We start from the raw sequence: 25,061 nt of genomic DNA, 5'->3' as shown, positions 1-25,061 counted from the left end.
CCGCACAGGAATTGTAAGACTTCAAATTAGCTCAGGCTATCGCATACACCATGTACCTTAGAGGCCTGATCCTTTAACCCCATCCTGCCTTCCTATCTTAAACTCAAGCCCGCAAACACAGGCTAAAACCTAAGATAGTGATTATAATCTACAGTAACCTGAAAAATTTGTCAAAGAGTTTGGCACCTCTAATAACAGAACAAGGAAAATTAGAGAATTAACTCACCATCTTTTCTCCACTTTCACATAAGTGCTATGGTAGGCTGCCTGGTGGCCAAATTGTTTTACAACATCATCATTGGTGAGCTCATTTACCGTAAAACCAGCAATGGTTTTCCAGAAGGCCTTGAACATAATTGCACAACCTACAGGTATAGAACTGTCAATGTTAACCGTCGTAAAGATCTTTCCCCTTTCATTGTATACAACGACTTCATCCCCTTCTTTAATGCCAATTTTTTCGGCATCTCCAGGGCTTATAAAAATCCTCTTCTCATCCATCCGCAAGGTATTGTGATATTGGCTGGAAATAGTGTTACCATAGGTAACAGAAATCAACCTAAGGGCACCTTTATCTTCTGGCTCAGGAACCATAAGTCTTTCAAGTTCAGGGAAATCGGGTACTCCTCTTAGTTTTCTTCTCTGTGAAACAAATTCAACTTTACCTGAAGGGGTTTCTACTTTGAACGGCCTGTCAACCCTCATATAGCCAAATTTTGATAATTCATCAAGGCTCATTCCTGCCGTCTTTAAAACGTTGTTCGCAATATCTTCTTCGGATTCGAAAAGGCTCGGATCATTGAACCCATAATAACGAGCAATTTCTCTCATCAATTCGTAATTGCTCATACCCCATCCTTCAAAGATCTTTTCGTTTATTCCAACATACCGATGGTAATAGGAATCTGAGATATCGAAGTACTCAAAAAAGCTTTTTGCAGGAAAGACTAAATCAGAAAACATTGCTGTATCTGTCAAAAAGAGATCATGGGTAACGACAAAGACACCTTTATCCAATATTGCCTTTCTCAGCCTGTTTACATTTGGGTTTGTAGCCAGCGGATTTGCGTTATAAATAAAGAGAAACTTTACCTCATCATTCTCAATAGCCTCGGCAAGCTGAGACTGGTGTATGAACTTTTGCTCCTTTGTTCTCAAATTAAGGCCCTTCACGTAATCTTTATTAAGGCCTACATCCATGTTGTAAATAAAACCGGGTAGGTTACCAACCAGGAAAGGTAGATAAGATACAAAGGCCACGGAGAGAGGCCCTTCATAACTTCGCTGAAATCCGTATCCAATGTGGATAATGCCGCGCTTTTCAAAAAATCTTCTTGCAAAATCTTCCGCTAAAGAAAGACCCACGCCACACCTTTGAGCCAGATAATCAAAGGATAATGTACTAAGATATTTCTTAAATTCCTGAAATCCAACAGAATTCTGCAAAACGAACTCCTCATCAAACCATTTCCGTTCAATTAGAATTTTGGCTATAAGTAACGAGAGGAATATATCGGCTCCGGGCTTAATCTGAACAAAGTAGTTTGGAACTGCTGTTTCAGTCTTTCTTATATCAACGACCCATATTTCAAAATTTCTGCGCCTGAAGTAATTGTAGCCATGAAGGTTAGTCTTAACGGGATTCATTCCCCAGTAAACGATTAACTCCGAATCCTTCACATCTTCAGGCGATAATCCGACAGAAGTGCCATACACATCCTTAAGGGCCTCATCGCCACCAGTGTCGCAAACATTGTGCCGCAAAAAAGTGGCATTTAACTTGTTAAAAAACCTGTAAGGAAAAAACCGATTAATAATTCCCCTGGTTCCTGCAAACTCGAAAACTACAACCTTATCAGCCCCATATTTTTTAATAACCTCATCAAGCGCACTCTTAAAGATAAAAAAAGCACTATCCCAGGAGAGATTCTGAAACTCCCCTGAACCTTTTTTGAGTTGAAACAAAGGATATTTCAGCCGTTCTTCGGAGAGTGCCCATTCAGCCATGTGCATCCCCTTGTAGCAAAGAAATCCCGAAGTTATTGGATGGTCCTTTTCAGGGAAAAAACTTAAACTCTTCCCATCATACTCCGTCTTGAAAAAACACGTATCAAAGCAATCCCTCAAACAGACTGATCTTTTCATAATCTTATTTTAAACCCACCCAATGAGCCGATAAAATTGCAAGCACAAAAGGAAAACAACCACCTGAAGAATTGTCAAAGGAACTCCAAATTTCATGAATTCAAAAAAGTTTATAATATGTTTATGAGTTCTTTTTTCAACATTACTGATGATAATAACGTTGCTGGCTGCACCGAGGACCGTAAGATTCCCGGCAATTGTGCTCGCAAAGGCCAGAACTATGTAAGAAATCTGTGGTGCAGAGAATACCTTCAATAGCTTGAGGTAAAAAATCGTCAGGGACACATTAGAAATTATTTGACTTAAAAAAAGACTATTGATAATTACTGCCAGGTCACTAACGGGATTCAATCCTCCACCCTTTGTGATATTTGCGAATAGGGGATCTTTTGTAAGAGCTTCCGTTACAATAAACATTCCCACAAAAAAGGCAAGGGTCTCGTAATCAACACCTTTCAAAATTTTCCATCTTTTTTTGCAAAATAGATAAAGAGGAATAGCTGCAACTATTGGGATTAGAGAAATCTTTAGCTTGAAATTAAATTTCACAAAAAACTCCAAGACCTTGAGGCCGATAAGAAAAAAGAACATATATAACGAAACCTTAGAAAGCCTCGCAAGCTCCTTATCCCTAATGGGTTCCTGTGAATGGGAAAGGGGTCGTGAATGAAACTCTTCCCTAAAAACAGTTGTGGTAAAAAGAAAAAGGATCAATAAATTTAGCAGTGTAGGGATAAAAAGAAACTTGAAAAATTCCACAAAGGGATTAGTGAAAACTGGGCTCATACCGATTAAGAGATTTTGAGGGTTTCCCAATGGACTTAACACACTTCCTGTTGTCACGGAAAAGGCAAGAAGCAAAACCAGAAACTTTTTATCAAGGCCATAATTTTTTGCAAGCAATAAAATAACTGGAACTCCAACAATCGCTATTGTATCATTCATTAACAGGGCTGACGCAAATCCAAAGACAAAAACAGAAAGTAAAACAAGCTCTTTTACAACTCTGGTGCGTTTAAAATATTTGTAGATAATATGCCCGAGATAACCGCTCTCCTCCAAGGCAAAACCCAAGGAAAACATGCCAAAAAGGGAAATGATAACATCGAAATCAATCGACCTATAGGCCTCGCTAAGACTAACGGAGCTTGATAAAATCAAAATCACAGCACCAAAAGCCATTATATGCCAGTATTTCACTTTAAAAGGGATAAAGTGCCTTATCGCTACAAGCAAGAATACTAAAACGCCAACGATTAAATTCAGCTTTTGCATTGGGAAATCAGTTTGGAAAAATTACTAAACCCCTTTGAAGAAGTTTTAAAGCTATCTCCGCTGCTCGAGGGTCGTATTTAACATTCTTTCCGATCTCTATTTCTTCCTGTATCTCTGCAGCCTTCCTCTTCCTCCTATAAGGCCTATCTGAAGACATTGCATCCAGCACATCTGCTAATATAACCGCATGAGAAGCAGGTTTAATTTCTTCACCCTTTAAAGCCTCTGGATACCCTGAACCATCGAGCCTTTCATGATGCTGTTTTATATAAACCGTAGATTTCTGTAAAAAGTCAAGGTCCTTAACTATATCGCAGGAATATTTCACATGAAGCTTAACCATCTCCATCTCAGCTTCGCTCAACAGTTGAGGTTTAGTAATTAACTCTAAGGGAAGGACTATTTTTCCGATATCATGGACAAGTCCCGCGAGCTGGACATAAAATACTTCGTTCTCGTCAAGACCCATCTCAAAAGCAATAATCCCAGATAACCTCGCAACATTCTTTAGATGAAGGTATGTGTGTAAGTCTTTATTTTTCACGATAGACAAAAGAGGTTGCAACGTTTTTATGAGATTTTCCGTGATTTTGTCCCTGCCTACTGCAAATACCTCTCTCCATTCCTCGGGCAACTCCCGCGAAGGTTTTATATAAAAGTCAACTTCAAAGGTTTCCCCTTCTCGCTTAAAGGCAATTCCTTTAACGCCTTCAATCTTTCCCTTTTTTGCTCTTTCAAGTCCTTCTTTAAATTGTTTTGCAAATTGAAATTTAATTAGTTGGCCAACAGGGCAATGAACCGTGCGGTAAAATATACGATAATTCTCTCCCAAAAAGCTAACCCTGCCAAATACAGCACAACTTTTGCGAAAATAATTTAAAGCTGTAAACCGTTTTATTTGTTCAACCGTTCTCTGCTTTAGAAGATAAAGTGGGAAATCGGTTCTAACGGTAGATAAAAATCTCTTGCTTTCGCCTTCTTCAGAACTAAAAACCTTTGAACTGATAAAGAACGTGTTTAGATTAGATAACCTTTCCAACTCGCCTACAGCCTGCTCAAACTCACCCTTAATGTTTCTGTAAAGAATTATTTCCCTAACTATCGATTCACAGAAATAATCAAGGAAATCATTGATTATAGTAGGCTTCTCAACAAAGAAAAGTAATGCTGTATAAGTACGCCCATCCTCAAAGTTATAATGCTTGTATAGGCCAAACATCCCAGAATACTCAATAAGATTCCAGGTGTAATCTTCTCCTTGTAAGCGTATCAAGTCTCTGGGAAAGGTCTCATAAAAAGCCCTATCTATGCCAGAACAGAAAATGAGACGGAACTCATCATCAAAAACTCCAAAACCACTGAGATTCAAAACCTTGCTGAAATCTTTAACCTTCTGTGCGAACCCCTGAAAATTCAGAGAAGGTAAAATAAGCCTAATAAGCCCTTTCGCACTTTCACTATTTTGCACGGTTTATATTTTAATATACTCCTCAGAAATTTCAAACCGTTTTACAACCGTCGATCAAAAGAATCTAAAAATGCATACAAAATCAAGAAAATCCAGCCAATTGGATTTAAAATAGGTATAATGAACAATGTGCTGAGAGAAAAGGTAGAATCAGCCCCCCACTCACCCGGAGTATATTTATTTAAATCGGGAGAAGAAGTGCTTTATGTAGGGAAAGCAAGAGATCTAAAAAATCGCTTAAAAAATTACCTTACAACACCCGAAGACCCACGAATCGCCGTTCTTCTAAGGAGAGCAAACGATTTAGAATACATAATAACCAATTCTGAAGAAGAAGCCCTTCTCCTTGAGGCAAACCTGATAAAAATTCACAAACCAAGGTATAATATCAGGCTCAAAGACGATAAAAAATATCCATTTATAAAAATCACCAACGAAAGATTTCCGTCCATATCGCTAACAAGGAATCTAAAGGAGCCGGGCATTACGATCTTTGGTCCTTATGTGAATGCCCAATCAGTTCGGAGGACTATCCGCGCCATAAGAAAAATTTTCCCCATTAGAACCTGTAAATACAAACTTCCTTCAAATAGAAAAATAAAACCCTGCATTGACTACCAAATTGGAAAATGCCTGGCACCCTGTATCGAAGGCAGGGTAAATGAAGAAGTTTACAATAACATGGTCCAGAATGTAATAAGGTTCCTAAAAGGACAAACCTCAGAAATTATCAAAGAACTTGAAGAAAAAATGAAAGAGGCGGCAGCAAAATTAGAGTTCGAGAAAGCAAAGATATATAGGGACGAATTACTGGCAATTACTAAACTTTCTAAAGAGCAGGCGGTATCCAGAATTGGAGGCGAAAACAAAGATGTATGTGTGGTTTACCGATTAGGTAAGAGTGCCATTGCCTGCATTCTTAAAATTAGAGAAGGAATCTTGGTGGATAGGGAATCCTATTTCCTTGAAGTTTTAGAACATGACAAAGAAGAGGAAATTCTGAAAGAATTTATTGTGCAATACTATTCCTCGGCAAGTAACCCACCTGATAGCGTCGTAATTGATAAAGACTTTGAAGAAATACATGCAGTGAAGTCTGCTTTAAAAATAAATATCCGGACAGCCACCGATGAAGAGAGAAAACTCATAGAAATGGCTTACGAAAACGCTAAGAAAGAGCTGGAAGAAGAAATCGCTAAAAAGAAGGGGGCAAAGAAAGTCCATCCAGGGCTCATCGAACTTTCAGAACTTTTACACATGTTAAAGGTTCCTGAAAGGGTTGAAGCCTGTGATATTTCCCAGCTATTTGGTGATGAGAGGGTGGGAAGCTTTGTCTGTTTTCTGAAGAACCGCCTTTCTAAATCAAATTACAGAAAATATAAGATCAAAGGAGAATATATTGATGACCCACAAATGATTTATGAAGTGGTAAAAAGACGGCTTGATGACCAGCCACTCCCCGATGTCATTATAATCGATGGAGGAATAACTCAGCTGAATGCTGCAAAGAGAGCTAAGGAGGAGCTAAAAATTGACGTTCCTATGGCTGCTTTCGCAAAAAGATTCGATGACCTATATCTTGAAGACGGAAGGAGGATAATGGTTCCCAAGAGAAGCCACCTATTTACACTTTTGAAGATTTTAAGAGACGAAGCCCACCGGTTTGCTATCCAATACCACAGAAAGCTCAGGTCAAAAAGACTATTAGAGTTCCCTTATAAAATAAAGGGGGTTGGGCCCAAAACCATTGAAAAACTACTGAGTTATTTTCGCAGTATTAAAAAAATTAAAGAAGCATCCTTAGAAGAGTTGAAAAAGGCAAACATCAACGAGGTGACTGCACAACGGATTTACGAGTTTTTCCATCCGCTAAAAGATATTGACTCTAAATAAGAGAGGCAGTATAATTTGACTGTGAAAAGTAAGAATATTTTTTATGTTGGAAAAGACAAGGAAGTTGGTGAGATTTGCAAAGCCCATTCAGAGAAATTCGACTTGAAATTCGAGAAAATAGAATCCTTAGAAGATTACACTACCGTACTCGAAAAAGAGGATTACTCCATCTTCATTTTTGACCTTGACAATCCAGCATTAGAACAGGACACATTCTTCAGACTGCAAATTGATTTCGAACGAACTCCCATAAACATAGCACTGGTCTCCGGGCATGCTCCTGAACCGGCTGAGTTCCTTTTAACACTGGAAAAAGAGGAATTTAAAAGACCAGAATCTTTCTTTTTGCTCAACTATTTAAACAAAAACAGTGAGAAACTGGGGGATCTAATTCGAACATGGAAAACTCAGAGAGACCTTATACACAACCTTCCAATAGGTATGTACAGAACTACAGCAGAAGGAAATTTTCTTCTGGGAAATCTGGAACTTTTAAGCATCCTTGAAGTTCCAAACTTTGAGATTTTGTCAAAATTGAACGCACGGGACTTTTATGTTTACCCCGAAGACCGAAAAAAATGGCTGGACTTAATATTTAAGTATAAGATTGTAAAGAACTTTGAATTTCAGCTCAAAACTTTCAAGGGTAGAACAAAATGGATAAGAAATAATGCCCGCGGGATATTTAGGAGAGGCGCACTTCAGTACATTGAAGGCTTTCTCTTCGACATAACGGATGAAAAACTTTTTAAAGAAAAAGAGGCAAAACTTTACGAAAACTCATTAAATCAGAGGTTACTCCTGATAAACCTTTTTAAAAACCGAGAATCTTACATTAGAAACCTCGAGTCCGCTTTTTATGAAATCCTGAAAGAATCTTGCAAGGTATTAAATGCCAACAGGTTTGGAATTTGGGTACTAAAGGATGAAGTCTATGAAAACAAGATCGTCTTTAACAGCGATAAGAACGCTTACGAAACATCAAAAGTGACCTTTAACGAAAAAGAACATTATCGTTACTTGAACTTCTTAAAGCAAGGCATTCAGATTTGCGCCACGGATGTTATGCAGGACAACAGACTCATTGAACTTTATGATACATACCTCAAAGACGAGGAAATTAAAGCAGTCATTGATACCCCCATATTCGTGGAAGGCAAATTATGGGGTGTTTTAAAATGCGAATACAAACAAAAGCACGATATCGATAGACAAGATGAATGGTTCAATCACATCCTCGCCTTTTATATTGCAAATTTGATGGAGAGTGTCAGGACAATTGAGGCAAACGAAGAGGTAAAAAAGTATCTGAAGAAGCTGGAAGAAAACTTTGACGAGGTTATTTCACTACTTTCAAGGATTGTTGAAGAAAGGGACCCTTACACTGCGGGACACCAGAGAAAAGTAGCGCTAATCGCATCAGCCATAGCAAGAGAGTTGGGACTAAGTCAAGATGAACAAAGGAAACTTTATATAGCAGGGATGCTCCACGATATTGGAAAACTTTATGTCCCCGCAGAAATATTAACAAAACCCTCGAGGCTTACTCCATTAGAATTTGAGATCGTTAAAGTCCACCCAGACAAAGGATACGAAACACTCATTACCTTAGAATCTCTAAAAGAGATCGCCGAGATTGTGCGGCAACATCATGAGAGATTGGACGGTTCTGGCTATCCAAAAGGTTTGAAAAACGACCAAATAATCAAAGAAGCAAGGATCTTAGCAGTGGCAGATGTGGCGGAAGCAATGCTGGCACGGAGGCCTTATCGTCCACCAATTCCCATTGAGGAGGTTCTAAAATACCTCGAAGAAAACAAGGGAAAACTCTTCGACCCAGAAGTGGTAGAGGCATGTAAGAAGGTATTTTCCTTAGGGATGATTCCACAAAGTTAGCTGCCCAATCAAGGCATAGACGGTAACCCCACTTTAGAGAAGTAGTCTATATGGTCATTTCTTTGAGATGAAGGGTTATTGAAGTCAAATCGTAAAAATATTCAAAGCAATACGCCTTTTGCAAAACCAACAATTATAGTTAATAATAACACCACTAAAAGGAGGTTTCTTGATGTACAAATCTTTAAAATACCTAACTATAACGGCACTACTAACCGCTACTCTTCAGGCCGGAGGATTCGCTCTCTCAGGTGTCGGAGCAAGAGCTCTCTCCATGGGCGGGGCCTTCAGAGCCGTTGCCAACGATTGGTCCACACTATTTTGGAACCCTGCGGGGCTTGCATACATCGACGAGAGCCAAATTGCCCTAAACGGTTTAGGGATAAGGCCCTCTTCTTCCTACGAGCCTAACACCGGCATCCTTGGCTACGATGGTCCTTATAGCCTAAGAGAAAAGGTAAATGCCCATCCACAGAACTTCTATATCCCCTCCTTTGCATATATCACACCTTTTGAAATAGCAGAAAACAGGGTCGCCATCTCCTTTACCGTCCCCTTTGGGCTCGGTTCAAAGTGGGACCTGTACGATTTCCCCATTGGCTACTACAATACAACGGATACCACTTTTAAAGTGCCCAATTATGAAAAATATGACTGGCAGAGCGACCTATCGGTTTACAATATCTATCTTTCTTATGCGAAATCTTTTAGTAAGTTCAGCATAGGTCTATCTGTAGGTGCAACAAGGACGTCTATAATGCTTAGGAAAGTTAACTTCTTTGACCCTGCAACGGTCGATACATCCGCACATTCCTTGCCGATCCAATACAGACTCTTTCCTATTGATACTAAAATTGAAGGAACCGGTTGGGGCTTTGGTGGAATTCTTGGGATTATGTGGAAAATAAACGAAAAGCTCGCCCTTGGAGCCTCTGCCAGGGTTTATTCAAAGGTGAAACTTGAAGGAACTGCGGATCTGACCCTTTACCTCCCCTATAACGATTATCTCTTGTCACAAATGCCACCAGAGAAGAAATTCATGTTTAATGGCTCAACTGCATCGGGTTCAGGCACCTTTACAACAAAACTAAACCTCCCTGCAAATGCTGGAGCAGGGATTTCTTACAAACCTTCTGAAAAGCTCACCCTTGCCTTAGATGTCGATTGGACCAGGTGGTTCACCCTTGACAGGCTTGGTGTAGACTTTGAAAACCTCGTTTTAAAAGTAAATAATACAATACCTCTCGACACAGTGAAAACCGACACTCTAACCCTTCTCTGGAAGAATACTTACAGAGTAAGCTTTGGCGGTGAATATAAGGTAATGCCAGACCTATTACTAAGGTATGGCCTCTACTGGGATCAATCACCGGTTCCGGACAACACCATTACCGTCTTGATACCCGATCCAGGTGACAAATATAGCGTAAACCTCGGTCTTGGATACAGTTGGAAAAATATGGAAATTAACCTAAATTACGAATATATTTTACCCTCCCGAAGGACCGTCGAAAGGGACTCCACTTACAGCTACGAATCTCCTTACCTGCCGGGGGCCTATGAGATGAATATTCATGGACTTGGTTTAAATATTGTCTATAAATTCTAAAGGAGGTTTGGACATGAGGAAATTTTTTATTTTATTACCTTTACTAATTTTGGCCCTTTCCTGCCAAAAAGTAGATGAAATTATTGGCCCAGAAATAAATGAAGGGACAACCTCCATTGTAAACATTCCTGCAACAGATGCCAATATTGGTACAAAGCAGGCAATGGTCTATCTACCACCCGACTATGACTCTACCAAAAAATATCCAGTGGTTCTCTTCCTTCACGGTTTTGGTGGTAATTACCTATTCTGGCAAAGTGTGGAAGATATAAAGGGGATTCTTGACTATATGATCTCATCAGGAAAGATAAGACCCTGCATTGCAGTAATGCCCGACGCTCGAAATGTACTGGGCGGGAGTTTCTATACAAATAGCGAATACCAGCCTTTTGCAAACTCCGTATTTGGAAGATACGAGGATTACATAGTTAATGACGTAGTTGGTTATATTAAAGCCCATTACCCTGTAGATTCTTCAGAAATTTATCTTATCGGAATCTCTATGGGAGGTTACGGTGCTCTGAAACTTGGCGTCAAACACCCGGACATTTTTAGAGGGTGTGCCTCCCACTCCGGTCCCATTGCCTTCTCTCAATTTTTACTTCCTATTCCCGGTACGAATGTAAACATGATTCAAGCTGTACTGAGCGAATGGGCAGACTTCGGCTACAGAATACCCTCCACTGCAGGAAGATATCTTGGACCCTCAAGACCCCTTTCTACAATGCTCTTTGCAATGGCAGGGGCTTTCAGTCCGAAAGTGGGACCATTTTCCTCTTTTGACACCTTAAACTATGAAATACCACTTGATACTGTTCCGGGAACCTTCGGTGCCATATGGGCTGGCGTAAGATTGCCACTGAAGCCAAATGGCGACACCAATAGTGTGTTCAACGAATGGCTCTCCAACCATGACGTTTTCACTCTCATAAGTACGAATTTTAACAACATAAGACAACACAACCTTAAGATTTACATAGATTGCGGCTATCAAGACGAGCTATTCTTAGCACCCCACGCTATAGCTTGCCATACCCTTTTAAGCACACTTCAATATGACCACTACTATGAACTTTTCACTGATGCACCGGGTTATCCTGCCGAAGATTTTCCACCGAGACACGCTACTCACCTACAAATAAGGGTATTCAAATCACTTAAATACTTCTTGGGCGAATAAAAAGTTAATCCACGGGGGCGTCCCCGAAGGGGACGCCCCCGAACTCTTCTTAATGAAAACCGCCATCGTAATTCCCGCTCGAATCGGATCCACAAGGTTTCCAAAGAAAGTACTATATCCTATCCTCGGTAAACCGATGATCCAGTGGGTCTATGAAGGTGCAAAAAAATCAGAGTACGCCGAAAAAATTTTTATAGCGACGGACTCGGAGGAAGTCAAAAAACAAGTGGAACTTTTTGGTGCAGAGGCCATTTTAACCCCGTCAGAATTACCCTCAGGAACCGACAGGGTTTTTTACGCCATAAAAGACTTAGATGTTAAATATGTGATAAACCTTCAGGGAGACGAGCCACTGATCACAGGAGAGGTCCTTGATAAAATATTTATTGCCCTTTTTGAAGGAAACTGCGACATTGCTACACCCTATTACTCAACGAATAACAAGGAAGAAGCGGAAAATCCAAACAGGGTAAAAATTGTATCAGATATCAACAATTATGCCCTCTATTTTTCCAGAAGTCTGATACCCTTCTACCGCGAACCCACAGAAAACTACAACTTCAAAATACACATAGGTGTTTATGGATTCACCAAAGAGAGTCTAAAAAAATTCGTCTCACTCCCGCAAGCTTTTCTTGAAAAAACGGAGAAGCTTGAACAACTCCGAGCCCTTGAAAATGGGATGAGAATCAAATTATTAGAGGTTAAATACAAGCCCTGTCCTGTGGATACTCCTGAGGATATCGAAGAGGTAGAAAGAAGGCTCAAATTACAACTCGGGTAAAATCTTTCTCAAAAATTGCTCTTCTTCCCCAAATTCTATTTCTCCATCCAGCAAAGCAGAAACCAATAAACTGTACGCCTTTTTCGCTTTTTTTGGATTACCAAACTTTTTAACCAAAGCACTTAGTCTGACCGAGTTTTTCAGCAACTCCCTCTTTGAAAGATATTCCTCTAAAGTTTCAAGACTTACCCCTTTCAAAATGCCCCACACTTTTACCGTTTCAGAATCCGCATCCTTCAATAGTGAATGAATTTCACTGAGGCGTGGTGATGAAGAAATACCCACAGGCTTAAATAAAAGTTCGAGTGCCCTTCGCTCGTAAACCCTAAAATTGTAAGGGTGCTTCTCAAAATAGTTCTCAAGTCCAAAGGGTATAAGGAAGTAAAGCCAGTTTTCCTCTGCCCTTGGTAAAACTTTATCCAACTTTTCCAGTATATCCAAATTGAAGCAACTAAAGCTCTCATCCCAGATTTTTAAAATTCTTCTCTCACCAATTTCCTTGAACATCAAGAGTCTTTTCTCTTCACAGGCTATACGCGCAATCTCGTTTTTTATCCTTTTAAAAGAGATACCTGGAAGACTTTTCTGGAGATTCTCAAATTCCATCTCCGTCGAAGGGTCATAACTAAGACCAAACCTGTGCCTGTATCGAATGGCCCTAAAGGCCCTCGTTGGATCGTCGACAAAGCTACCCCGCTTGTTAACTCGCAAAATCCTTTCTCTCAGGTCTTCGAAGCCGCCCAATGGATCAACAAGCTCAAAGGTGCGTGGCCATAATTCAATGGCCATTGAGTTTATAGTGAAATCCCTTCTCTTTAAGTCTCTAACGATATCGTAGGCGGGATAGACCTTTGGCAGTTTACCCGGCGCTTCGTACAACTCAAATCTCGCCCTTGCTACGTCAAAGGTACCCTTTGGGGTCTCGATCTTTAAAGTCAAAAACTGACTCCTGGTAATTCGTGGAGCACCGAAAATTAAAGAAAAATTTTCAATAAAACTATAACTCTGCCTCTCTAAAACTATATCTATGTCTTTTAAAGGCCTGTTAAGCAGGAGGTCTCTTACACACCCCCCAACCAAGTAAAACTTGGTACCATCGAGAAATGTTAAAAACTTAAGTGGGGTGTTGCCTTTAAACCTCTCAATATCTACTTTCAAAGGTTTGTATCTACGAGAAAGAGTGGCTGATTGTATTCAACGGGCTTTCCATTCTCAACAAGGACCTTCACAATTCGTCCAGTGACGTCGGATTCTATTTCATTCATCACCTTCATTGCTTCAATAATGCATACAACCTGCCCCTTTTTCACAATATCACCCTCTTTTACATAGGGTTCAGCACCGGGAGAAGGACTTCTGTAAAAGGTCCCCACCATAGGTGAACGAATCTGATAATAATTGTTTTCACTCTCCTTCTTAGTCTCTGAAGGCTGATTAGAAGTAGATGCTACAGAAACAGTCGCCTGTTTTTCTGATTTATTAACTGACTCAACGGGTATATAACTTGTCTCACTCGCCTTCTTCAGCTTTATGTGGTAAAAAAGCCCTTTTAGTTCCATCTCCTGGAGGTTATGCTCTTCCATAAAATCCAGGAGTTTCTTTAATTTCTCAAGGTTCATTTTTATGCCCTCTCTAAGTATTCCCCGGTTCTTGTATCCACTTTTACCTTGTCACCAATCTTAATAAAGAGTGGAACTTGAACGACAAGCCCGGTCTCCAGTTTAGCAGGCTTTGAACCGCCTGATGCGGTATCCCCTCTAAGTCCTGGGTCAGTTTCAACAACCTCAAGAATTACAAAGGTGGGAAGCTCGATGTTAATAGGGACACCATCCACATAAAGAACAGTTACCTCTTCTCCCTCCTTTAAATAGTAAACCGCTTCACCCAATTGTTCACTGGTAAAAGTAATATCCTCAAAAGTCTCTGCCTCGAGAAAATGATAATTATCGCCCTCTACATAAGAAAGATGGGCCGGTTTCCTTTCGAGAGTCACCTCTTCATATTCATCAGATTCTCTAAGGCTTACTTCTTTTACTTGACCAGTTTTCAAGTTTTTAAGGCGTGTTCTAATCGTCGCCCCACCCCTTCCCATATGAATATGCTGATAAGATATAACAAGGTAGATTTCTCCTTCATACTTAATTGCCATTCCGGGTCTCAAATCAGGCATAATCCTCCTCCCCTGGTTTAATCAGGCTTTTACTTTCATTTAGCAACTTATCCTCAATTTCTTTTAGCACCTTTTCTAACTTCTGATTCCAAGGCCATATTAGATAGGCCCTCCTTAAAAAGGAACGGGCTTCAAAAAGTTTCCCTTCCTTGTAAAGCTTCATGCCTTTATCGTAAAAAAACCTGAAATTGAGGTCATCCATCATTCATTCTCCTACCGTAGGTGTTGATAAAGGTAATACCTTTCTCCCGCCCTTCGTTCAGCATAACCTGAATCCCTTCAAGAGCAATCTTAAAGGAATCCTTGAATTTATTCAATTCATCATCAGACAGCTGAGAAAGTACGTAATCTTTCGGATCAATACCCTTAGGCTTACCTATTCCAAATTTTAGTCTGTAAAAATCGAGAGTCTCCAAATGATATATACAAGATTCTATTCCCCTGTGGCCACCGGAACCACCGTCATACTTCACCTTCACATTGAACGGTTCCATATCGAGGTCATCATGACACACAAAAAGTTCTTGAGCGATCTCAACCTCAAAATCATCAACAATACTCTTAACGGCAAGTCCCGAGAGATTCATATAAGTTAAACTTTTAAATAGAAAAAGGTCTCCTTTTTTTGCATACACATATTCACCTTTACCCGGCTGAAAACTCACATCAAGGGCTCCTGCGACAAAATCAACGAACAATTGCCCTATATTGTGTCTCGTGAACCTATATGTTCGGCCTGGGTTTCCAATTCCGACTAAAAATATTCTCACAATCAAAGAATAAGCTTTTCTTACTTTTCTTCTTTCTTCTCCTCTTCACCTTCAGTTCCTGCAGCTTCCTCAGCGGGTGCTTCGGCCTTTACCTCCTCCATCCTCTTTGGAGGTATAACCGTAACGATAGGTTCATCTGCATGGAGAAGTATCTTAACACCTTCTATTTTCAGATCCTTCACATGGATTGAATCATGAATATCGAGTTCTGAAACATCTATGGTTATTTGGGGTGGTATTTTGCTAATCTCACCACGGACGGGTATATGCCAATGCAAAACTTCCAGAATTCCACCCACCTTAGTACCCTTTGCCGTACCCTGTATTTCCAAAGGTACATCAACATGTATTTCCTCACCTTTATGAATGACCTGGAAATCGGCGTGGATTATCTCTCCGGTAACAGGATCCCTATCAACGTGTTTCAACAAAACATCTTTCTCGATGTCTTCAGCTTTGAGCTTAACAATCTTAGCTTCGCCATGGGTCTCTTTTATAAGTTCGTGGAGTTCCTTTAACGGGACACTTATGTGCAAATTCTCTTCGTGGGCACCATATACTACAGCAGGAATCCAGCCATTTTTTCTAAGTTTTTTTGAAACCTCTTTTCCCGTTTTTTCCCTAATCTTTACTTCCAGTTCCATAGAATCCTCCTTGTAATTTATATAAATAAAGAGCTTACTGACTGCTCCTCATGTATTCTCCTAATTGCATCACCTATCAAAGGTGCAACAGATAGTATCTTTATTTTGTTGCTCTTAACATGGTAAGCCCTTGGAATGGAATCTGTGACTACTACTTCTGAAAGATCTGAATTTTCCAATTTTTCTACACAATTATCAGAGAAGAGTGCATGGGTTGCAACCGCCTTCACCTCAGAAGCTCCGCTACTTAACAAAGCCCTCGCAGCCTCCACCAGCGTATTTCCCGTATCAATAATATCATCTACGATAAGACACCTCTTTCCTTTTACGTCACCCACAATATTCATTACTTCAGCTTTATTAGGTTCAGGCCTTCTTTTATCTATTAGCGCAATTGGGACATCGCCAAGCCGACGAGCCACTGCCCTTGCCCTCTTTGTAGCACCTACATCTGGAGCAACTACTATATCCATAGAAGGATCAAGATTCTTGAAATACTCTTTAAAAACGGGGGTAGCATATAAGTTATCTACAGGGATGTCAAAAAACCCTTGAATCTGATCGGCGTGGAGGTCTAAGGTCAAGACCCTCGAAGTTCCTGCGACCTGGATCAAATTGGCCACAAGCTTAGCAGAAATGGGAACCCTTGGCTGATCCTTCCTATCCTGCCTTGCATAACCAAAGTACGGGATAACCGCTGTAATCCGCTTTGCGGAAGCCCTTTTTGCAGCATCAACCAAAAGCAAAAGTTCCAGTAAATTATCGGCAGGGGGCTCCGTTGACTGAATTATAAAGACATCGTGCCCTCTTACACTTTCCTTTATTTGAACCCGGATTTCGCCATCTTTAAATCTGGTCACTTCATAGGCACATGGCTCAATTTTCAAGTAATCAGCAATTGCTTCCATCAACTTTCTTGAATTACTGCCGCTAATAAGCTTTATCTCACCTGGATTTGTCATTTTATCAAAAACCTTATTAAAGAGTATTTAACAACAAACCCTGCAAATACAATTGAAACCATTGACATAAGCTTTATCAAAATATTCAAAGAAGGACCGGCAGTATCTTTAAAGGGATCTCCCACAGTGTCTCCCGTCACACCAGCCTTGTGGGCATCACTACCTTTACCACCAAAGTTACCCTTTTCAATATATTTTTTTGCATTATCCCAGGAGGCACCAGAATTTGCCATAAAGAGGGCAAGAACGAAACCCGAAGCAAGGGCACCAGCCAACAGTCCCACGACACCACCAGGCCCCATTAAAATACCAACGACTATCGGCACAACAATAGCGAGTAAAGCAGGGGCAATCATTTCTCTCTGGGCTGCCTTGGTTACCAGATAAACTGCTCTCCCGTAATCAGGTCTTGCCTTCCCTTCAAGAAGTCCAGGAATTTCTTTAAATTGCCTTCTCACCTCAGCGACGATACTTTGTGCAGCCCTTCCAACGGCCTTCAGAGTCAACGAGGAGAATAAGAAGGGCATCAACGCTCCTATGAAAAGTCCACCTATAACTACAGGCTCCGTTAAAGTAGGCTCTATTAACTTAAGGAAAGCCCCTACATTGGAAACATTTAACCTACTGGTCCAGGTTAATATGTCGTTTCTATAAGCTGCTATTAAGGCAAGAGCAGTTAACGCAGCAGAACCTATTGCAAAACCCTTTCCGGTGGCAGCCGTTGTATTTCCAAGGGCATCAAGGGCATCAGTTCTTTTTCTAACTTCCTCAGGGAGATGAGACATTTCCGCATTGCCGCCCGCATTGTCGGCAACTGGCCCGTAGGCATCCGTAGCGAGAGTAATACCAAGAGTTGAGAGCATTCCAACTGCAGAAAGACCTATCCCATAAAGGCCAAGATTAGGATCATGAAGTCCACCGGATACAAAATAGCTGATAAGAATCGCTGCAACCACCGTTATAACGGGAATAAAAGTTGAATACATACCATTCGCGATGCCTTCTATTATTACGGTCGCATGACCAGTTAGGGATGCCTTAGCAACATTCACCGTTGGTTTGTAATTATCTGATGTGAAATACTCTGTAAAATAACCGATAATCACACCGGCTGCAAGGCCCGCAATAATCGCCCAGAAAATTCCAAAATCCTCCGATGGAAGAATGAATTTACACGCTATAAAACTTATAATCACAACAAGGACTGCAGAGCTCCATACACCCCTTCTCAAAGCCGTGAGTAGCGCTTTCTGTGTAGCATCCTCTTTCGTCTTAACGAGGAATGTTCCAATAATAGATGAAATCACTCCGACGCCTGCAATTACCATGGGGAGAGCCACACCCCTCATACCGAGCTTTGCGGCAGCAGCAAGGGACATGGTGGCAATAATGGAGCCCGCATAAGATTCATAAAGGTCGGCACCCATACCTGCAACATCACCAACGTTATCACCTACATTGTCTGCAATAACGGCAGGATTTCTGGGGTCATCTTCGGGTATACCAGCCTCAACTTTACCGACAAGGTCAGCACCCACATCTGCCGCCTTTGTGAAGATTCCGCCTCCCACACGAGCAAAAAGGGCCTGAGATGATGCACCCATTCCAAAGCTTAACATTGTAAAGGTAATTGCATCAATGAGTTCGTTTCCACTTAAACCCTTAACACTGCCATAAAACCATTTAAGAAAAGCAAACCAAATGCTTATGTCCAGAAGGGCTAAGCCTACTACTACCATCCCCATTACAGCGCCGGCTTTAAAAGCGACCCTAAGGGCATCATTCAAACTTCTCGTAGCAGCATTAGCAGTTCGAGAGCTGGCCCTCGTAGCAATACTCATGCCAATGAAACCTGAAAGTCCTGAGAAGAAGCCACCCGTGAGAAAGGCAAAAGGTACAAAAATGGGTTGTAATCCTCTTAGTGCAAGGGCGAGAAGGATTAAGAAGGTTACTGCAAAGAAAATGGCTACAACGGAGTACTGCCGTTTAAGGTAGGCAGTAGCACCTTCCCTCACAGCTGTTGCTATTTCCCTCATCCTGTCTGTTCCTTCATCCTCTGACAATACAGATTTGGTAAGGTATAATGCAAATAAGAGTGCAAAGATAGAACCAATTGGAGCAAACCAGTATAAATAGAAATAATTCATGCAACCCCCTTTTAATTTTGAAGTTTGATAATTTTAATAAAATGTTGAAAGATAGTCAAACAAAATTGATTTTTTCGAAAGTCCAAAATTAAATTCTAAATCCCTGAAAGATTTACCCGAGGAGGGGTACGAGAGACCGAGGTGTAAAACCCCACTTTTAGTGGGCAACCTAAAGTTGATGCCATAATAGTTAACCGCAAAAAAGGTTTTATAAACACTTAAGTTATTTATCTTTAGAAATACTTTAAAGTAAGGTACCCCATTAGACAGTAATGAGCCTCCACCTTCAATAGGGTAGTTGCCTTCTAAATTGGTTTTTAAGAAAACAAGGCCGGGACCCACACTCCTTTTCGTCTCATATTCTACAAATATAAGGTGCTTTAAATAGCTTGCCTTCTCCACCCTCAATACCATATCAAATTCAGAAAACTCCGCTGAGGTGCTAACACCGTAATTGACCTTCCCCCTTTGCCCAGCACGGATAAAAAATTGTGCCCTTCCTACGTCAATAATCTTTCCAAAAGCTAACCCATAATTAAGATCAAAGGAATCGCTCCATATCTCTGTCGACAAGTATAAACTATGCGTTATATCAACAGGAAAAACAGCTTTTCCTCTCAAACTTTGAATACCGCTTCCCAAAAATAAAAAATCCACTACAAAGCGAAAAGGGAAATAATAGAGATTGGAGCAATTAATTGCGCTTTTAAACCACAACCTGCCATTCTCCATCCCCCCGACAAACAGTGGCGGCGGGGATGAGTTACTAATTCCCAGAATTAAACTGTATTCTCCATCACTTCGTAAAAAATAGTAGTTTCTTACTTCAAAGATTTCCAGCCTATCAAAAAATCTCGATGTCCTCGAAAAATGCTCTCTTAAGAAAAAACCGTTTTTCAGGAAGGTATTTAGATAACTGAAACTTTTCCTTTCTCCCTTTAGATCGAAATAAACTCGGGAAATGGGTTTCACTTTTTCGTTTTTTACAAAAAAAGAGATACCCTTTTCCTCCCTCCATACCTCAATTTGTGGATCGATAACACCCACACCCTCAAGGTAGTCAATCAGCTTCTTGACCACGATCGGCACAATGGCCGAGTCAGAGAGCGTGTCGGGAAGATTCTTCTTGATTGAATCTACAAAATTCTGTGAAACAATTTTTGAATGAATAGAAATACAGTTTAAAGCCAAAAAAACTGAAAGAAGAAAGTTCACAACTCAAAAAGAAATTCTTTCCATCTGCTGTCTGGTACCTTTATTGAGGAAAACAAAAGGGTCAAATAAGTTGGCTTTTTAGGTGGCCTTAAGAGCTTCATTCCAACCTCTTCAGGGGTACTGTCTCCCTTTCTATTATTGCATCGGAAACAGGCACAAACTAGATTATCCCAGGTATCACCCCCGCCAAGCCTCTTCGGTATGACATGATCAACGGTCATGGGGCCTTCAGTGGTTCCACAATACTGGCAGGTGTAATTATCCCTTCGCAAAATGTTTTTCTTATTTAGTGGAACTTCTCGATATTTCAAAGGAATATGATACCGTAACCTTATCACACTTGGCAATCTCAGGGTTAAACTCTCAGAACGCCAGTAAAGACCGTCTTTATAGTATATCGGCTCCGCCTTTTTTAAAATTACTAACCTGACCGCTTTTCTTAAATTAAGAACATTTAAAGGTGTATAATCGTAGTTTAACAATAAAACTTCACCACGGCTCAATTCCTTTCCACACTCCAAAGGCCTTGGACCTATTGTTCTCTGCCAAATCTAACCTCTTTGATATTTGATCCCTCAGAGAAGGATCGGCATATTTCAAAGCATTACTATAAGCGTCCTTCGCCATCTCATAGTACCTTACTGCATCACCTGCGCCAGGTCTGCTATTCTTAGCTTTTGCACTCTGATACGTCGCATTGGCAACGCCAAAGTAGGCATCACCAAGCAAGAAGTATCCTAAAGCTTTGTAGTAATCACTCAAATCGGGTTGTGCAAGGAGCTTTTGGATCACAGGTATAGCGTCATTATAACGTTTCAAATCATAGGTAAGATACATGGCCTTTTTCAAAATAGCCACCGGGTTGTTATTAGAAAGAGAAATAGCGGTATCATAATCCTTAAGCGCAAGAGAGGTTTTCCCCATTCCGGCATAGAGATCCCCTCTATTAATGTAATAGACGTAATTTGTAGAGTCCCCTTGAATCAGAATATCAGCATAAGGCAGCACTTTCTGATATAACTCTTTTTTATTTTTTCCACCCTCAATACCTGATTTGACCAATGCAAGAAGGACTTCTTTTTCCTTGTCTTTGTCTTCTATTCCCAACTGATAGGCCTTCTCAAGATAGGGAATTGCTTCATCGTATCTCCCTAATTCAACCAAGAACAATCCGTAAGAGTAGTTAATACCAACACTGTTGGGATTTTTACTTATCGCAGCCTTGTAAACACTGTCAGCCGTCAACTTTTCACCTATGTTTTGATACACCTTAGCAAGCCCATATAAGGCGTCTACATTATCAGGCTGAATTGCCAGGGCAGCCTTGTAGTATTCGATGGCTTTGTTGTAATCTTTTTTGATTACACTATAAATAAAGCCAAGTCCCTGTAATCCCCTGGAATCAGTGGAATCAATTGTTTGTATCTTCTTGTAAATCACCTCTGCTGAATCAATGTACATATATCCAGTGTCACTGACGCCTCTCGAAATGTAAGAGGTTCCCACTCCAATGTAAGCTTTTGCCAGCTCCAGATAAGCAGGGATAAAATTGGGATTACAACGCAAAGATCTCTTGAAGTTCCTTATGGCATCTTCAAACATGTTTTTATTTAAGTAGTCTCTACCAATGGAAAGCCATATCTTGGCAGAGTCAACAGGTTGTTCCTGCTGTTGCTGCGCAAAGGCTACACCACCTAAAAGGATTAAACTTAAGAGAAACCTTTTCATCCTACCACCTCCATTTGTTAAGTAATTATAAGGTTCAGAAAATATTGCTTCAAACCTTTTCGACAACAGGTATCAATTTTCCGTCTTTTTCTACATATTCACTTCCACAACTGGAGCACACCAACTTATCTTCCTTCCGATTTTTAAGGGTATTTCCACATTTACAAACCCATCCTATTTGCCTTGCAGGAACACCCACCACCAAGGCATAATCAGGAACGTCTTTTGTAACCACTGCCCCAGCCCCTACTAAAGCATACCTTCCAATTGTTACACCGCATACTATAGTCGCATTGGCACCAATCGTCGCGCCCTTTTTCACTAAGGTTTTCTTAAACTCATGCTTTCTCTCGATGAAAGCCCTTGGATTTATCACATTTGTAAAAACCATAGATGGACCGCAGAAAACGTCATCTTCAAGTTCGACTCCCTCATAGACACTAACATTATTCTGAATTTTACACCTATTACCGATGACGACATTAGGACCCACCATTACATTTTGCCCAAGAACACAATTTTTCCCAATTTTTGTGTTTCTCAGGATATGACAAAAGTGCCATATCTTTGTCCCTTCGCCAATCTCCACATTCTCATCTATATAGCTTGATGGATGGACAAAATACTTCTTTTCTTCCATTAAGCCCTCCTTTTTAAGTTAAGGCTTTCCTGCGCCTTTTCAAGAACCTTTAAAACCCTTAATCCTTCATATCCGTCGGTTTTAGGCCTTTCTCTTGTCTCACAGCAATTTAAGAAATGCTTGAGCTCTTCCTTCAAGGGTTCAGCCCTTTCCACCGGAACGACAACCCTTTCAGCCTTCTCGGCCACCGGAACTGAGTTTTCAAATTTTATTCTATGAGGATAAAGGAAAAGTTTTTCGTCACTTAGATCGTCAAAAACAGCCATATTAGCCGAACCAACAACGACCAGTTTTTGCTCTTTAAAGGGATGGAGCCAACTCACGAAAACGTGCCCTTTTATACCCTTTGGGAATTCTAAATGGGTGACCGTCACGTCATATATACCTTGTTGCACATAATCTCCACCAAAGGCTTCCACTTTCATAGGCTCTTCACCTACAAGGTGTAGAATCACCGAAATATCGTGAGGAGCAAAACTCCAGAGGATATTTTCTTCATTTCTCAACTTACCTATGTTTAACCTATTGGAATAGACATAATTAATCTTCCCAAGAACCCCGTTGTCTATCAACTCTTTCAACTTTGAAATAGCAGGATGATATCTCAGAATGTGCCCCACCATCAAAATCCTTCCATATTTTTCAGAGATTTCAATGAGTTCTTCGGCTTCTTTAGTAGAAAGAGCAAGCGGTTTTTCCACAAATACATCCTTGCCTGCCAGTAGTGCGCTTTTAACCACTGAATAATGAGTAGAAGCGGGGGTAGCGATACAAACTGCCTTTATTGAAGGGTCCTCGAATATCTGCTCCATTGATTCGCAAAAGGTGAGATCGTGGTGTTGCACTTTAAGTTCCAAAACCCTTTCTGGCGAGCTGTCATATACACAATGGAGAAACCCGAGCTCTTTGAGATTTCTCAAAATATTTTTTCCCCAATAACCTGCTCCAATAAGCGCTACTTGCATGGGTTAATTATGAAGGGATAGTGAAGTCTATTCAAAATAAAAAAAGCGGGAGACGGGACTTGAACCCGCGACCCTCACCTTGGCAAGGTGATGTTCTACCGCTGAACTACTCCCGCTTGTATTAATATTATAGCATCAAAGAGAGGCACAGTCAATAACCCTCAATTTCACTCAGAATTGGAGGATTGTAGTTTGAAAATTCTTTCAAGATGAAATCTGGAACCGCATCTTGGTTGTATTGACCGGTGAAACAAGAAAAACAAAACTCCGACCACTCGCCATTTAACACCCTTTTTAGCCTGCTCATAGGTAAATACATAACAGAGTCGGCCTCGAGAATCTCAGTAAGTTCTCTTAAGGTGTGAGAGGATGCCAGAAGCTCTTCCTTAGTCGGAATATCAATCCCAAAAAAGCAGGGGGCCACAATAGGGGGTGAAGCGAAACGCAGATGCACCTCGCGGGCCCCATTCTCCCTTAAAAGTTTTACAATCTCCTTTGAGGTCGTACCGCGAACAAGGGAATCATCAATTAATGCCACACGTTTCCCTCTTAAAACCTCCTGAATGGGAATCAACTTCATCCTGACTTTCTTATCCCTATCATAAGGTTCAATAAAACTCCTGCCAGTGTAATGACTGCGCATTAGCCCGAACTCTAAAGGTTTACCAATCTGGGATGCATATCCTACACTGGCGGGGAGTCCAGAGTCAGGAACGGGGACCACTATATCAACTTCATGAGTCTCCAATAATGCAAGCTCCCTACCGCATTCCCTTCGAAATTTATAAACGTTCTTCCCAAAGGTAACAGAGTCGGGACGGGAAAAGTAAATTAATTCAAATACACATTGTTCCTTCTTCCTTGACGAAACAAGCCGTCTCACCTCTAACTTACCATTCCTAAAAACACCCAGTTCACCAGGCTTTAATTCTCTAAAATCAAATATGCCAGCGTGTCTCAAGGCCGGTGTTTCAGACGCCACCATGAAGTAATCACCGTTCTCTCCATAAACTAAGGGTCTAAATCCCCATGGATCCCTCAAAAAATAGATCGTATCGTCAATCAAGAAGAGCAAAGAATAAGCACCCTTTACTTTTCTAAAAATATTCAGGAATTTTTCCTCAATAGACAACCCATCGTACATTGAAAATAGGTAAAGGAAAATCTCAGAGTCCGTTGTGGAGTGAAAAACGTAACCACGAGATTCCAGTTCGGCTCTCAGTTCTTTATAGTTGGTCAAAGTACCATTATGAGCCACTGCGATAAAACGATTTCTCGATACCACGTAAAGAGGTTGAATGTTATTAAAATTGTTCGAACTTCCAACAGTGGAGTATCTTGTATGCCCAATTCCTGCATAACCTTCTAATCTATTTAATATCTCTAAAGTGAAAACTTCTTTAACCTGTCCAAAACCCCGGTGGAATTTATAACCGTCTTTTCCGTAAGTCACTATACCTGCAGACTCTTGCCCTCTATGTTGTAAAGAAAAGAGTGCAAGATACAAAAGGTCTGCAACATTCTTACCTTTTTTACTCACTACACCGGCGATTCCGCAATATTCTCTCAT

Annotated in this window: 22 protein-coding genes and 1 tRNA gene; 5 read left to right on the top strand and 18 right to left on the bottom strand. The window is 40.6% G+C overall.

All coding sequences use genetic code 11. The features are described 5' to 3' along the window. Nucleotides 1–222: 222 nt before the first annotated feature. From ABIM45_00685 to ABIM45_00675, 3 genes are read right to left on the bottom strand one after another with little or no spacing between them, the layout of a single operon-like run. Nucleotides 223–2,145, bottom strand: a complete 1,923-nt coding sequence (locus tag ABIM45_00685) for a molybdopterin-dependent oxidoreductase (protein MEO0238431.1) — start codon at nt 2,143–2,145, stop codon at nt 223–225. A gap of 9 nt (nt 2,146–2,154) precedes the next feature. Then, nucleotides 2,155–3,420 (bottom strand): SLC13 family permease, encoded by a 1,266-nt coding sequence (locus ABIM45_00680; protein MEO0238430.1) that lies wholly within the window; start codon nt 3,418–3,420, stop codon nt 2,155–2,157. Between the two features lie 7 nt (nt 3,421–3,427). Continuing rightward, a complete protein-coding gene (locus tag ABIM45_00675) occupies nt 3,428–4,888 on the bottom strand; it encodes an HD domain-containing phosphohydrolase (protein MEO0238429.1) in 1,461 nt (486 codons plus the stop codon). Between the two features lie 120 nt (nt 4,889–5,008). Here ABIM45_00675 and uvrC point away from each other — a divergent pair, with 120 nt between their 5' ends. The 5 genes from uvrC to kdsB all read left to right on the top strand — a co-directional run bounded on the left by uvrC (nt 5,009) and on the right by kdsB (nt 12,250). Next, nucleotides 5,009–6,781: an excinuclease ABC subunit UvrC gene (gene uvrC / locus ABIM45_00670; protein MEO0238428.1), complete on the top strand. Its 1,773-nt coding sequence runs from the start codon at nt 5,009–5,011 to the stop codon at nt 6,779–6,781. Between the two features lie 21 nt (nt 6,782–6,802). Continuing rightward, nucleotides 6,803–8,677: an HD domain-containing phosphohydrolase gene (locus tag ABIM45_00665; protein MEO0238427.1), complete on the top strand. Its 1,875-nt coding sequence runs from the start codon at nt 6,803–6,805 to the stop codon at nt 8,675–8,677. A 172-nt stretch (nt 8,678–8,849) separates the two neighbouring features. Further along, nucleotides 8,850–10,286: an outer membrane protein transport protein gene (locus ABIM45_00660; protein ID MEO0238426.1), complete on the top strand. Its 1,437-nt coding sequence runs from the start codon at nt 8,850–8,852 to the stop codon at nt 10,284–10,286. A gap of 13 nt (nt 10,287–10,299) precedes the next feature. After that, entirely contained in the window at nt 10,300–11,466 is a 1,167-nt protein-coding gene (locus ABIM45_00655; protein ID MEO0238425.1) for an alpha/beta fold hydrolase, read from the top strand. A gap of 52 nt (nt 11,467–11,518) precedes the next feature. Beyond that, complete coding sequence (gene kdsB / locus ABIM45_00650; protein ID MEO0238424.1) at nt 11,519–12,250, top strand: 3-deoxy-manno-octulosonate cytidylyltransferase; 732 nt, start codon at nt 11,519–11,521, stop codon at nt 12,248–12,250. On the opposite strand, the gene ABIM45_00645 is transcribed toward kdsB, so the two are convergent. The 15 genes from ABIM45_00645 to purF all read right to left on the bottom strand — a co-directional run bounded on the left by ABIM45_00645 (nt 12,236) and on the right by purF (nt 25,061). Then, entirely contained in the window at nt 12,236–13,408 is a 1,173-nt protein-coding gene (locus tag ABIM45_00645; GenBank protein ID MEO0238423.1) for a hypothetical protein, read from the bottom strand. The two genes, kdsB and ABIM45_00645, sit on opposite strands and share 15 nt — an antisense overlap. Then, complete coding sequence (accB, locus tag ABIM45_00640; GenBank protein ID MEO0238422.1) at nt 13,405–13,869, bottom strand: acetyl-CoA carboxylase biotin carboxyl carrier protein; 465 nt, start codon at nt 13,867–13,869, stop codon at nt 13,405–13,407. Before accB ends, ABIM45_00645 begins: the two co-directional genes overlap by 4 nt. Nucleotides 13,870–13,871: 2 nt before the next feature. Continuing rightward, complete coding sequence (efp, locus tag ABIM45_00635) at nt 13,872–14,420, bottom strand: elongation factor P (protein MEO0238421.1); 549 nt, start codon at nt 14,418–14,420, stop codon at nt 13,872–13,874. Continuing rightward, complete coding sequence (locus ABIM45_00630; GenBank protein ID MEO0238420.1) at nt 14,413–14,625, bottom strand: hypothetical protein; 213 nt, start codon at nt 14,623–14,625, stop codon at nt 14,413–14,415. The genes efp and ABIM45_00630 overlap by 8 nt, the downstream gene beginning before the upstream one ends. Then, nucleotides 14,615–15,190 (bottom strand): aminoacyl-tRNA hydrolase, encoded by a 576-nt coding sequence (pth, locus tag ABIM45_00625; GenBank protein MEO0238419.1) that lies wholly within the window; start codon nt 15,188–15,190, stop codon nt 14,615–14,617. The genes ABIM45_00630 and pth overlap by 11 nt, the downstream gene beginning before the upstream one ends. A gap of 20 nt (nt 15,191–15,210) precedes the next feature. Then, complete coding sequence (locus ABIM45_00620; protein ID MEO0238418.1) at nt 15,211–15,834, bottom strand: 50S ribosomal protein L25; 624 nt, start codon at nt 15,832–15,834, stop codon at nt 15,211–15,213. 17 nt (nt 15,835–15,851) lie between these two features. Further along, on the bottom strand, nt 15,852–16,796 hold the full coding sequence (locus tag ABIM45_00615; protein MEO0238417.1) for a ribose-phosphate pyrophosphokinase: 945 nt from the start codon (nt 16,794–16,796) through the stop codon (nt 15,852–15,854). Next, complete coding sequence (locus tag ABIM45_00610; GenBank protein ID MEO0238416.1) at nt 16,793–18,943, bottom strand: sodium-translocating pyrophosphatase; 2,151 nt, start codon at nt 18,941–18,943, stop codon at nt 16,793–16,795. The genes ABIM45_00615 and ABIM45_00610 overlap by 4 nt, the downstream gene beginning before the upstream one ends. A 33-nt stretch (nt 18,944–18,976) precedes the next feature. Continuing rightward, nucleotides 18,977–20,158 (bottom strand): hypothetical protein, encoded by a 1,182-nt coding sequence (locus ABIM45_00605; protein ID MEO0238415.1) that lies wholly within the window; start codon nt 20,156–20,158, stop codon nt 18,977–18,979. After that, nucleotides 20,155–20,661: an HNH endonuclease gene (locus ABIM45_00600; GenBank protein ID MEO0238414.1), complete on the bottom strand. Its 507-nt coding sequence runs from the start codon at nt 20,659–20,661 to the stop codon at nt 20,155–20,157. The genes ABIM45_00605 and ABIM45_00600 overlap by 4 nt, the downstream gene beginning before the upstream one ends. Further along, on the bottom strand, nt 20,648–21,886 hold the full coding sequence (locus ABIM45_00595) for a tetratricopeptide repeat protein (GenBank protein MEO0238413.1): 1,239 nt from the start codon (nt 21,884–21,886) through the stop codon (nt 20,648–20,650). The genes ABIM45_00600 and ABIM45_00595 overlap by 14 nt, the downstream gene beginning before the upstream one ends. Before the next feature lie 49 nt (nt 21,887–21,935). Continuing rightward, nucleotides 21,936–22,526, bottom strand: a complete 591-nt coding sequence (locus ABIM45_00590; protein ID MEO0238412.1) for a DapH/DapD/GlmU-related protein — start codon at nt 22,524–22,526, stop codon at nt 21,936–21,938. Next, the gene (locus ABIM45_00585) at nt 22,526–23,491 is read right to left on the bottom strand and encodes a Gfo/Idh/MocA family oxidoreductase (GenBank protein MEO0238411.1); all 966 of its coding nucleotides are present in this window, start codon (nt 23,489–23,491) and stop codon (nt 22,526–22,528) included. Before ABIM45_00585 ends, ABIM45_00590 begins: the two co-directional genes overlap by 1 nt. 44 nt (nt 23,492–23,535) lie before the next feature. After that, nucleotides 23,536–23,607, bottom strand: a tRNA-Gly gene (locus tag ABIM45_00580). Between the two features lie 35 nt (nt 23,608–23,642). Continuing rightward, nucleotides 23,643–25,061 (bottom strand): amidophosphoribosyltransferase, encoded by a 1,419-nt coding sequence (gene purF, locus ABIM45_00575; protein MEO0238410.1) that lies wholly within the window; start codon nt 25,059–25,061, stop codon nt 23,643–23,645.

This window comes from candidate division WOR-3 bacterium (assembly GCA_039803545.1).
Lineage (GTDB): Bacteria > Hydrothermota > Hydrothermia > UBA1063 > UBA1063 > UBA1063.
This window is presented reverse-complemented; position numbering and strand designations above follow the sequence as displayed.